The sequence below is a fragment of the Pelistega ratti genome (assembly GCF_009833965.1).
GTDB classification, from domain to species: domain Bacteria; phylum Pseudomonadota; class Gammaproteobacteria; order Burkholderiales; family Burkholderiaceae_B; genus Taylorella; species Taylorella ratti.
The window spans coordinates 1,802,947-1,814,886 of sequence record NZ_CP047165.1; the positions used below are offsets into that span (position 1 = coordinate 1,802,947).

The following is an 11,940-nucleotide window of genomic DNA, read 5'->3' on the forward strand; positions in this document are numbered from 1 at the left end:
ATGAGTTTATCCACCCCTTTTATTCAACGACCGATTGCGACCCGATTACTGGCATTGGCAATTAGTGTGATGGGAATAATTAGTTTTTTCTTATTACCCGTATCACCATTGCCTAATATGACCATTCCAATGATTTCTGTTAGTGCTTCTTTATCAGGGGCGAGTGCAGAAACAATGGCAAGTAGTGTGGCAACACCCTTAGAGCGTTCATTAGGGGGGATTGCTGGGCTAAATGCAATGAGTTCTAATAGTTCAGAGGGGAGAACAAGTATCTTTCTAGAGTTTGACCTGGATAAAGATATTGATGAGGCAGCACAAGAAGTACAAGCAGCGATTAATTCAGCTCGTTCTTTATTGCCTAGTGGGATGAAAACACCACCTACTTATGAGAAATTAAATCCTTCTTCTATGCCCATCATGGCATTAGCAATTACCTCTGATGCCTATAACCCCGGGCAATTATATGATTTTGCCAGTAGTTTATTGAGTCAAAAAATTGCACAAATAGAAGGGGTGGGATCTGTTACTGTTGGCGGAAGCTCATTACCAGCGGTTCGTGTTGATTTGAATCCTTATTTGGTGAGTGCCTATGGTGTTTCATTAAGTGAAATTAGGCAAACTATTACGCAATCGAATACCCTCGGGCCGAATGGTATGATTGAGAATGATCAATACCGTTGGCAGATTAAAACCAATGCTCAGTTACGTAAAGCGGCAGATTATCGTGATTTAGTGGTGAGATGGAATGGAGAGAATGCGTTAAGATTAAAAGATATTGCCCATGTCTATGACTATATTGAAAATGAGTTCAATAGTGGTTTTTATAATGATAAACGCGCTATTACCATTCTTGTAAGGCGTGAGGATCGAGCCAATATTATTAAAACAGTGGATTTGATTAAAGCAAATATACCGGCTTTACAAGAAATGCTACCTGATGATGTTGCTTTAACCTTGGTTCAGGATAGAAGTCCCAGTATTAGAGCGACACTACATGAAGCTGAGCTAACATTGATGATAGCCATTATATTAGTTATTCTGGTGGTGTTGTTTTTCTTGGGTAAGTGGCGAGCAACCTTTATTCCAGCAATTAGTGTACCGGTTTCTTTATTGGGGACTTTTATTGTTATCTATTTGCTAGGTTATTCCTTAAATACCATCTCTTTAATGGCGCTGATTGTTGCAACAGGTTTTGTGGTTGATGACTCTATTGTTGTTCTTGAAAATATTATGCGTTATATAGAGCAGGGGAAAAGCACCTATGAAGCCGCTTTAATTGGGGCAAAAGAAGTTGGTTTTACTGTATTGAGTATGAGCCTTTCTCTGATTGCTGTTTTTATTCCTTTATTATTTTTGAATAATTTGCTGGGTGTTCTTTTTAAAGAGTTTGCTGTTACGTTGTCAGTAGCGATTTTAATTTCATTAGTTGTTTCACTGACACTAACACCTAGTTTATGCGTACGATGGTTAAAAGAAGAGAAAAAATCTCAACCCTTTATTCTGTTTAGGGGATTTGAATATGCTTTTGCATCTGTTCAGCAATTTTATAAAAAAACATTAACTATTGCTTTAAAGTTCAAGTTTATTACTTTATTCGTTTTTTTGGCAACAATTGTTTTAAATATATACTTATTTATAGTAGTGCCTAAAGACATTTTTCCTACTCAAGATACAGGTGTTGTGATGGGATTTTTCCGTGTAGATAAGGGGACATCTTTTCAAGCAATGATGCCAAAACTGGATTATTACCGTCAGATTATTCTTGATGACCCTAATGTAGAAACAGTAATGGGATATGCAGGGGGTAGAGGGGGATCTAATAGTAGCTTTTTATTAATTCAATTAAAGCCCTTTGAAGAAAGAACACTCTCTGCACAACAAGTGATTGATGGCTTGAGAACTAAATTTGGTAAAGTAGCGGGTTCTCAAATATCTTTAGTCGTTCAACAGGATATTCATACGGGAGGAGGCCCACCAGGCGGTTCTACAGGCTCTTATGATATCGTATTGAAAGCAGGTGACTTAGAGGTACTAAGAGAATGGACACCTAAGGTCAAAACCGCTTTAGAACGTATTCCTGAGATTACAGATGTGATGCAAGGCATACAAGATAGTGGGCGGCGTTATGAGTTAAAGATTAACCGTGATGCAGTGACTCGTTTAGGGTTAAGCATGAATTTAGTAACGAGTACGATAGGTGGTTTTTTTGGTAGTGCACAAATCGCTGTCTTATATGAAGATTTAAATCAATATTATGTTGTTATGCGTGCTGCGCCAGAATTTGCACAAGACCCTACTATATTGAAAGATATTCATTTAATTAATAATGAGGGTAAGATTATTCCTTTAAGTGCGGTAGCCGAGTTTACCACTGGGAGTGCGCCTTTATCTGTACGACATCAGGGATTACAAGTATCTGATTCTCTTTCGTATAACCTTATGCCTAATGTTACTTTAGAGCAGGCGATGCAAGTGATTCAAAGAGCGATACAAGAAATAGGTTTACCCTCCCATTTAATCGAAGTAGGATCTAGTGGAGATGCACAGTTACTTCAAGAAACGGAAAAGCAACAACCTCTTTTAATTCTTGCGGCTATTGTGGTGATGTATCTGGTCTTGGGTATTTTATATGAAAGTTTTATTTTGCCATTAACCATTTTATCTACCTTACCATCGGCAGGTGTTGGGGCTTTACTTGCATTATTGGCGATTGATATGGAATTTTCACTCATTGCTTTAATTGGTGTGTTTTTATTAATTGGGATTGTGAAGAAAAATGCCATTATGATGGTCGATTTTGCGGTGAGTAGAGAAAGAATGTTTGGAGAAACGCCTGAACAAGCAATTTTTACAGCATGTTTAATCCGATTTAGACCAATTATGATGACGACCATTGCGGCTATTTTTGGGGCAGTTCCTCTTATTTTAGCGACAGGTGCCGGTGTAGAAATGCGTCAGCCTTTGGGTGTAACGATTGTGGGAGGGTTATTGTTGAGTCAGTTACTTACACTTTATTCTACGCCAGTTATTTATTTGTTATTGGATAAAATGCGTCACCGTTTTATTCGTCAATCATCAGCTTCTTAAAAAGTGAGCCATAGAATGCGAAAAATAAGCCTTTTTTTATTCCCTTTTCTACTAAGTGCGTGTGCAGTTGGTCCTGATTATAAGGAAGCTCCTTCATTAGATATTAGGCAAAACTATAAAGCTTCTACTCTTCCAGAGTGGTCACAATCAACAAATGATTGGGTGCAAATTACCCAAGATGATTTATCTCAAGGGGATTGGTGGCGACGGTTTCATGATTCAACATTGAATACTTTAATGGCTGAATTGAATCAATCTAATTTTCAGATTGAGCAAGCATTAGCAAGTTATGATGTTGCATTAGCCTCGTTAAGATCCTCTCGTGCCGGTTTATTTCCTGCTTTAAACACTAATGCTAGTGCAACACGTTCAGGAGGGGATAATCAAATAACTAATTCCGCTTATAGTGGTAGTATCAGTGCTGCTTGGGAGCTTGATTTATGGGGAAAAATTCGCCGAGAAGTGCAAGCAAGTAAAGCTTCTGCACAAGCCAGTGCAGCCGAACTCGCTAATATGAAACTAAGCCTACAGGGGCAGTTAGCAAAAGCTTATTTTAATTTACGGTTAGTGGATGCAGAATTAGATTTGCTGAATCGTATCGTGGGTAGTAATGAGCGTTCCCTCAAGGTAAATGAAAACCGCTATCAACAAGGTGTATCAGCAAGAGCAGATGTTGTCAGTGCGATGAGTGCCTTAGAGCGAGCAAGAGTCAGTGCGATTAATATGAAGGCTTCTCGTCAGCAATATGAAAGTACCATTGCTGTTTTACTGGGTAAAGCACCGAGCCAATTTAGCCTAACTCCCGAACCGTTTATGGCAAATATACCAACAGTACCTGTTTTACTACCTTCTGCTTTATTAGTAAGAAGACCGGATATTTATATAGCAGAGCGAGCTGTCGCAAAAGCGAATGAAGAAATAGGAATAGCTCAATCAGCATGGCTACCTACCTTGAATCTGAGTGCAAGTACTGGTTTAAGAGAAAGTTCATTTTCTGATTGGCTATCTGCCCCTTTAAACTTTTGGTCATTAGGCCCTGCTTTAGCGTTGAGTATTTTTGACGGGGGAACTCGTCAAGCGGCTATTGCCAGTAGTAAAGCAGAATATAGGGGACGAGTGGCAGCTTATCGCCAAACGGTACTGAATGCCTTAAAAGAGGTAGAAGATAAAATGACCCTTATCAGTGTATTAAATGAACAAGCACTTGCTCAACAAAGGGCATTATCCTCTGCTCAAGAGTTTGCCAAAATTACACGAAATCAGTATTTAGCAGGATTAGTAGATTATTTGAGTGTTACGCAAGCGGAGGATACTGCTAACAATACCGAGATAAGTACGCTACAATTAAACAATCAACGTTTAGAAGCGACAATAGATTTAATCATGGCTTTAGGAGGTGGTTGGTCTGTGTCTCATGATTCTACCAATCAATAGGGAAGAGAGAATATGCCTTTTTATAAATGTGATGGACAACACCCTTTAACTTTTGATCAGGAAGAAATTGTTAAAGGATTGAGAGAAGCACGTCAAGCATGGCGAGCGCAATATAATCGTTTAGATGAAGTGGGTGAATGGCATTTACCCTCACCGCAAGCGGTTGATCAAGCGATTAAACAATTGAGTGGTGCTTTATTCCCTATGCGTTTAGGGCCCGATGGTTTGGTTAAGGAAAATGAAGATTTTTATGTAGGTTATACCATTGGGGTAGCACTTAGTACATTATTATCTCAAATTAAACACGAAATTAAACACCGCCACCATGAAGAAGAAATTGATGAGTGTGAGGTAGATAACTGTGCCTCTAAGATTGTCAGAGAATTTGCAAAGCAATTGCCCCGTATTAGAACATTATTAGATTCTGATATTAAAGCGGCATATGCAGGTGATCCTGCTGCACGTAGTGTTGATGAAGTCTTACTATGTTATCCAGGGGTGCAAGCGATGATTTATCACCGTTTAGCCCATGAATTATATAAATTGGATATGACACTAACTGCACGTATTATTGCTGAATTATCCCATAGTATGACGGGTATTGATATTCATCCCGGTGCACAGATTGGTCCTGGCTGCTTTATTGATCATGGTACAGGTGTTGTGATTGGCGAGACAGCTATTATTGGTCAAAATGTTCGTATTTATCAAGCCGTAACATTAGGTGCAAAAAGTTTCCCGGCTAATGAAGATGGTACATTACACAAAGGTCTTGCACGTCACCCGATTGTAGAAGATGATGTGGTTATTTATGCCAGTGCTACGATTTTAGGTCGTATCACGATTGGTAAAGGTGCAGTGATTGGGGGTAATACTTGGGTAACACAGGATGTAGCCCCCGGTGAATTTGTCAGTATGAGCGGTTCTTCTCGTACCAAAAAACAAGACTTTTGGGGAAGTGGTTTTGGTGAAGGGATTTAACGAAATAGGTAGGGTATGAGAGAAAAAGAATATAGATTTCTATTTAATCTAACCCTACTTTAATCCTTATTCCCCACTCAATATAGCCACCCCATGTGCACCATAGGTTTTCGCTTGGGCGAGTGTTTGGCTTGTTTGTCCGCCGATAGCAAAAACAGGTCGCCCAGCTTCTATTGCTAATGCACTAAACTGTTCCCAGCCCAGAGGTGCTTGATTAGGGTGAGAGGCGGTTGCTCCAACATGACCTAGTATAATAAAATCTGCTTTTAATTGATGAGCATATAAAATATCGGCTAAGGTGTGGCAAGAAATCCCTAATAATTTATCTTCAGGGATAGGGCGTTCATCTAATTGAACAGCATCTTCTGCGCGTAATTGTACCCCATCTGCCAATGCCCACCAAGATCTAGGATGACGACTATTTATTAATAGCTTTACACCATGCTCATGGCATTTTTGTCGTGTTTTTTCAAAAAGATGGTGTAAAGAACTTGAACCAATCCCATCTGTCCAGAGAGGTTCTCTGAATTGAAAAAGTTGAATGCCTGAGGCAATAAGACGGTTGAGTTTTTCCCAATAAACAGCTTCATTTTCTACTTGCTGAAAATGTGTAATAGCATAGCGATCAGGAAGTTGTAGCCATTTTAAAGGAGTGAGTGAGGCAGGTAATAAATCACCTAGCTCATGTGCTTGTTGTGGTGTTGTCCATGCAAATGCTTGTTTTTCTAAGCCTTTAATATCCCCTTGCCAAGCATATGTCTTACGAAAATGCAGTTCAACAATAGTGGTAGGATACTCATAAACAAAACTCACCCAAGGATAAGATTGATCAATACTAATCCCTAACTCTTCTTTTAACTCACGGGCGAGTGCTTGATGTATGCTTTCGTCTTTTTCAATCTTTCCACCGGGAAATTCCCACCAACCTGCCCAAGGTTTGCCTTCTGGCCGTTGAGCGAGTAAAACTTGCTTTCCTTTTAAAATAACGCCAACAGCAACACGAAGATAAGGTTTATTTGACATAAATAGATATTCCTTTAAATAATCATTATGCTTTACTTTAGTCTATATGTCGGGCTGTCCAATCACTGGCAAAATGACGAGCAACCCGACCAGATCGAGAACCACGCTGAATCGCCCATTGTAAAGCTTCCGTATGGCTTTCTTCAATATATTCTTGAGGACAACCTAAGGTATTTAACCAATAATCAACAATGGCTAGATAATCCTCTTGTTTAAAAGGATAGAATGCTAACCATAGACCAAAGCGTTCGGATAAAGAAATTTTTTCCTCAATGGCTTCCCCTGGGTGTATTTCCCCATCTGCTTGATGATGTGTAGAAAGATTTTCACGCATATACTCTGGCATTAAATGACGGCGATTAGAGGTAGCATAAATCAATACGTTTTCACTGCGTGTAGCAATAGAGCCATCTAATGCTGATTTTAGGGCTTTATAACTGACTTCTCCTTCATCAAAAGAAAGGTCATCACAAAAGATAATAAAGCGTTCAGGACGATGACTGATTAAATCAATAATATCACTTAAATCACCCAAATCTGATTTATCCACTTCAATAAGACGAAGCCCTGCGGATGCATATTTGGTGAGCATTGCTTTGACCAGAGAGCTTTTACCTGTACCTCTTGCACCTGTCATTAGGATATTATTAGCTGGTTTGCCTTGTAGAAAAAAGCGTGTATTGGTGTCAATGGCTTGCTTTTGTTGAGTAATATGTAGCAGGTTATCCTCTTTAATCGTATCAATGACTTTGATAGCCTCTAGCCATGCTGTTCCTCCCTTTTTTCGCCAACGAAAGGCTTTAGCATTCCAGTCTATTGCTTGGGGTGCAGGAGGAAGCCACGCCTCAAGTTGTGCTAAAACACCAATCGCTTTTTGTATCAGTTGTTGTATTTCTTCTTGTTGCATATAAAATCCTTCTGTCAAATGATTTACCTTACTTTTATAGTAATGTTAATCCCTATTTTGTTTCATCTGTAAAATGCATATAGTAGAATATACAAATATTTTATTTTTATCATAGGTTTGCCGTGAATATTCAAGAAATTATTAGCCCTATTGCTGAGGATATGCAAAAAGTCGATACGGTAATTCGTAATCGCCTAAATTCTGAAGTCGTGATGATTCGTACGATTGGAGAATATATTATTAGTGCTGGGGGTAAGCGTATGCGTCCAGCAATGGTGCTAATGGTTGCTAATGCGTTAGGCTACAAAGGTGATTTGCATCATATCTTAGCAGCGGTTATTGAGTTTATCCATACTTCCACGCTTTTGCATGATGATGTGGTGGATGAGTCTGATATGCGGCGAGGAAGAGAAACGGCTAATGCTGTTTTTGGGAATGCAGCGAGTGTATTAGTGGGGGACTATCTCTATTCACGCTCTTTTGAAATGATGGTTGAAGTTGATTCTATGCGTGTGATGCAGATTATATCGGGAGCAACAACTGTTATTGCAGAGGGTGAGGTATTACAGTTATTGAATATTCATGACCCTGATGTGTCGGTTGAACGCTATTTGCAAGTCGTACGGTATAAAACAGCTAAATTATTTGAAGCCGCGACACAGGTAGCCGCGGTGATTGCTGGTGCTAGTGCTGAAGTAGAGCAAGCGGCAGCAGCTTATGGTCGCCATGTGGGAACAGCTTTTCAGTTGATTGATGATGTGTTAGATTATTCAGGTTCAGCCGATGCTTTGGGTAAAAATGTGGGTGATGACCTTAGAGAAGGTAAACCTACTTTACCCTTAATTCGTGTTATGGAAGTGGGTACACCAGAACAACAAGCGATGATTAAAAAGGCGATTGAAACAGGCGAGGCTGATTTTGAAGCGGTAGTTGCTGCTATCCAAGCAACAGATGCACTAGATTATACGCGTCAGATGGCGATTCAGGAAGCAGAAATTGCTATGCAAGCATTAGCCCATTTCCCTGATTCTGTTTTTAAACAATCATTGCGAGATTTCTGTCAATTCTCTGTAGAACGTGATAGATAATAGATACAATTGACATACACAGATTATTTGTTTAAATAGTAAGTATTGTAAATATTAGGTGCTTTGAAGGATAAAAGGTCTTACTTTTGCGTAAGACCTTTTTTATTAGGTAGAAACAGTATTAATCTATTAAGGTGATAAACGTACAAGATGCCATTCACCATTCGATTGGCGGATAAATTTAAGACGATCATGAAGACGAGAAGGGCGACCTTGCCAGAACTCAATACTTTCAGGTACAACACGATAGCCTCCCCAATTATCGGGTTTGGGAACATCTTGAGCAAATTGTTTTTCATATTGTTGGTAGCGTGTTTCTAATTCTTCTCGGCTTATTTCTTGGCTTTGTTTTGATGCCCATGCCCCAATTTGTGATCCTAAGGGTCTTGACTTGAAGTAAGCGGTAGATTCCGATTCAGAAATCTTTTCTGCACGTCCAATAATATGTACTTGACGTTGTTGAACCATCCAAAAAAACAATAAACTCACATAAGGGTTTTGAGCAATATTCTGTCCCTTGGCAGACTCATAGTTTGTAAAAAAAACAAATCCGTTTTCATCAAAGTCTTTTAATAGGCAAATACGAGAGCTTGGTTTCCCTTGCGTATTCACAGTAGAAACAGTCATTGCATTTGGCTCTAATCCACCCTCTTTGGCGGCTTGGTCAAACCAGCGTTGAAATTGCACAAAGGGATTGGGATCAATACTGGTCTCTAATAGAATATCTTTGTCATAATTTTGACGTAAATCAGCAATGGACATAACAAATACCTCTCAAAAATCTAGTAATAAGAGTATAAGCCTAAAAAAGAAAGGATGCTAGTTATTAGCTTATTTTATTTTTAATGGGTAGGGAGAAACAATAATTGTTTATATATTAATAAGCATCATAAGAGGTTTTGTTTTATTATAGTAGGGAAATGTTTATATCATAAAAAGTATTCCTTATTTTTCCAGGATTTATCATGTGTTCAAATAAATTACTGAAAACCCTCTTGATAAGTTTCACTGTATTGCTTATGCCTACTCAACTTTTTGCTGATACACAAGCAGATATGAAGCAAGCAGAGCAGTATCTTGATCAAGAAAACTATAGTAAAGCATTCACTATTCTTCAACCATTAGCAGAGCAAGGGAATGTAGAGGCCCAATTTTATGTGGGAACAATATTGTTTATAGGGGCGGGTGTAGAGCCAAATTATGAAGAAGGATTAAAATGGTATAAAGCTGCGGCGGATAAAGGGAGTGTACCTGCACAAATAAGATTAGGAGAACTATATAAAGGAGGAGTAGGGGTACCTAAAGATTATCAAGAAGCATTAAGATGGTATCGAGCAGCGGCTAAACAAGGAAATAAATATGCACAATATCAAGTCGGTCTTATGTATGATGAAAGTAAATGGGGTTTTCAAAATTATACGGCAGCAGCGATATGGTATAAAGCAGCTGCCGATCAAGGTTATGCTGAGGCTAAACTAAAATTAGCCCGTTTATATGCAAGAGGTAATGGTGTTGAAAAAAATAATGAGGAAGTACTTAAATGGGTTAAATCAGCTGCGGAGCAAGGATATACAGAAGCTCAGTTTTTATTAGGGACTGTTTATGAAGATGGTGATATCGTTAAACCTGATTATACAGAAGCGATTAAATGGTTTCAGGCTGCCGCAGAACAAAATCATGCTGAAGCCCAATTGCATTTAGGTATGCTATATAAAGAGGGTAAGGGAACAGAGAAAAATCTTACTCTTGCTAAAAAATGGATTAATAAGTCTTGTGAAAATGGGCGACAAAAGGCATGTGATATAAAAGATACGCTTTAATACTATGCCCCTGTCGCTAGCCTTGCTTTAATTTTTTGGCTAAGCTGAGTAAGCCCCTCATCTTTAATACCTGCTGCGGTTAGTGCTTCGGCAGTTTGGGTAACATATTCATGACATGGGCCATAAGTACCACTTGCCGTAAGGGCAATAGCAATCATTTCTTCTTCGCTGAGTTCACCAGTATAAGCACAGCTTTGGGTATCCATGACAAAAACAAGTGCTTTAACAATCCCCTCTGGTGTTTGACAGTCTAACCACATAGGAATATAGGATTCTGATGGCATTTCTCGTTTCCATAAGGCACGGAATTGTCCCACTATATCTTCATTAGGTAGTCTGAATACACGTCCCTCACATATTCCCCCGGATTTAAGCCCGAAGACTAAACCGGGTTGTTCTGGTGTGCCTCTATTAATACATGACCATAAACATAATGACCGGCTATAGCCGTGTAAGGTAGCAGGTCTTGCTTCTTCAAAAGCAAATTCTGGTCGCCAAATTAATGAACCATAGCCAAATATCCAAATATCCTTTTGTTCTTCTAACGCACTAAGTGTATCAAACATGGAGGTTTCTCGCTCTTCTTCTGTCCATGTACGAAAGGTGAGTAAATGCTTTTGAGCTTTTTGGATAGCGGAGGTTTGATAAGGTGACACGATAATTTTCAAAATAAAGCTGATACAATAAGGGCATATTATAGTCAATTCTGTAGATGATGGAAAATACAAAAGAATTAATCGCCCGCCGCTTTAGTAGTTTAGAAAGATTATATGGTGAAAAAGCAACAAAACAACTTGCTCAATCGCATATTTTTATTGCAGGTATTGGCGGGGTTGGATCATGGGTGGCAGAAGCCTTGGCTCGATCTGGTGTGGGTACATTAACATTAGTGGATTTGGATCATATCGCTGAATCAAATATTAATCGTCAGGTACATGCTTTGGGTAGTACGATAGGTAAGGCAAAGATTGAAGCGATGAAGGAACGTATTCTGGATATTAATCCATTCTGTACGGTAAATATTATTGATGATTTTGTAGAAGAAGATAATATTGGTTTATATTTAAATCAATATAAGCCTGATATGGTCTTAGATTGTACGGATCAGGTTAAGGCAAAGGTAGCGATGTTATTGGCGGCTAAAGAAGTGAATATTCCCTTTTTAATGTGCGGTGGTGCAGGGGGAAAGATGGATGTGTTTAGTCTGCGTTATACCGATTTGGCTTTTGTAAAAAATGATCAGTTATTAGGGCGTATTCGTCAGATTTTACGAAAAGACTATCAGTATCCTAAAGGATCGGATCAAAAGGGACGTGCTTTGAAGAAACCGCCTAAGATGGGGGTGTCTTGTATTTGGTATGATCAGGTGGCTCAGCTTCCTACCTTGTGGGCTAGTCCTGATAAAGCACCGCAAGGGCTATCATGTGCAGGGTATGGGTCAAGTGTGACGATTACGGCAAGTATGGGATTAGCGGCAGCTAATTTGGCAATAGAGGCTTTATTGCAAAAAGTAGCGTAAGCATTGTTGAGTTAGGTGTTTATTTTTTAGCAATAAAACGGTATTTATAAAAGCACTGCAAATAATGTTGAGTCGCAGTTG

The 11,940-nt window shown here is 39.0% G+C and carries 10 protein-coding genes; 6 read left to right on the plus strand and 4 right to left on the minus strand.

The window, feature by feature from the left end:
* Genes F9B76_RS07885 through epsC form a run of 3 tightly spaced genes read left to right on the plus strand, consistent with a single transcriptional unit; the run spans position 1 to position 5,502 of the window.
* Complete coding sequence (locus tag F9B76_RS07885) at positions 1-3,087, plus strand: efflux RND transporter permease subunit (protein WP_159991625.1); 3,087 nt, start codon at positions 1-3, stop codon at positions 3,085-3,087.
* A 15-nt stretch (positions 3,088-3,102) separates the two neighbouring features.
* Entirely contained in the window at positions 3,103-4,521 is a 1,419-nt protein-coding gene (locus F9B76_RS07890) for an efflux transporter outer membrane subunit (RefSeq protein ID WP_159991626.1), read from the plus strand.
* A 12-nt stretch (positions 4,522-4,533) separates the two neighbouring features.
* Entirely contained in the window at positions 4,534-5,502 is a 969-nt protein-coding gene (epsC, locus tag F9B76_RS07895; protein WP_159991627.1) for a serine O-acetyltransferase EpsC, read from the plus strand.
* A gap of 66 nt (positions 5,503-5,568) precedes the next feature.
* Here the strand turns inward: epsC and F9B76_RS07900 are convergent, their stop codons facing one another.
* Together F9B76_RS07900 and F9B76_RS07905 are read right to left on the minus strand one after the other, a co-directional pair.
* Complete coding sequence (locus F9B76_RS07900; protein ID WP_159991628.1) at positions 5,569-6,525, minus strand: Nudix family hydrolase; 957 nt, start codon at positions 6,523-6,525, stop codon at positions 5,569-5,571.
* 37 nt (positions 6,526-6,562) lie between these two features.
* Complete coding sequence (locus F9B76_RS07905) at positions 6,563-7,432, minus strand: ATP-binding protein (RefSeq protein WP_159991629.1); 870 nt, start codon at positions 7,430-7,432, stop codon at positions 6,563-6,565.
* A 122-nt stretch (positions 7,433-7,554) separates the two neighbouring features.
* Between F9B76_RS07905 and ispB the strand changes: the two genes are divergently transcribed.
* Positions 7,555-8,520, plus strand: coding sequence for an octaprenyl diphosphate synthase (gene ispB / locus F9B76_RS07910; RefSeq protein WP_159991630.1), 966 nt, complete (start codon positions 7,555-7,557; stop codon positions 8,518-8,520).
* 129 nt (positions 8,521-8,649) lie between these two features.
* Here ispB and pdxH read toward each other — a convergent pair whose 3' ends face one another.
* Positions 8,650-9,282 carry a pyridoxamine 5'-phosphate oxidase gene (gene pdxH / locus F9B76_RS07915; protein ID WP_159991631.1) on the minus strand — a complete coding sequence of 211 codons (633 nt, stop codon included), beginning with the start codon at positions 9,280-9,282 and terminating at the stop codon, positions 8,650-8,652.
* A gap of 203 nt (positions 9,283-9,485) precedes the next feature.
* Between pdxH and F9B76_RS07920 the strand changes: the two genes are divergently transcribed.
* Positions 9,486-10,340, plus strand: a complete 855-nt coding sequence (locus F9B76_RS07920) for a tetratricopeptide repeat protein (protein ID WP_159991632.1) — start codon at positions 9,486-9,488, stop codon at positions 10,338-10,340.
* A gap of 2 nt (positions 10,341-10,342) precedes the next feature.
* Here the strand turns inward: F9B76_RS07920 and F9B76_RS07925 are convergent, their stop codons facing one another.
* Positions 10,343-10,906 carry a gamma-glutamylcyclotransferase gene (locus tag F9B76_RS07925; RefSeq protein ID WP_159992159.1) on the minus strand — a complete coding sequence of 188 codons (564 nt, stop codon included), beginning with the start codon at positions 10,904-10,906 and terminating at the stop codon, positions 10,343-10,345.
* 149 nt (positions 10,907-11,055) lie between these two features.
* Between F9B76_RS07925 and F9B76_RS07930 the strand changes: the two genes are divergently transcribed.
* Complete coding sequence (locus tag F9B76_RS07930) at positions 11,056-11,859, plus strand: tRNA threonylcarbamoyladenosine dehydratase (protein WP_423805515.1); 804 nt, start codon at positions 11,056-11,058, stop codon at positions 11,857-11,859.
* Positions 11,860-11,940 lie beyond the last annotated feature (81 nt).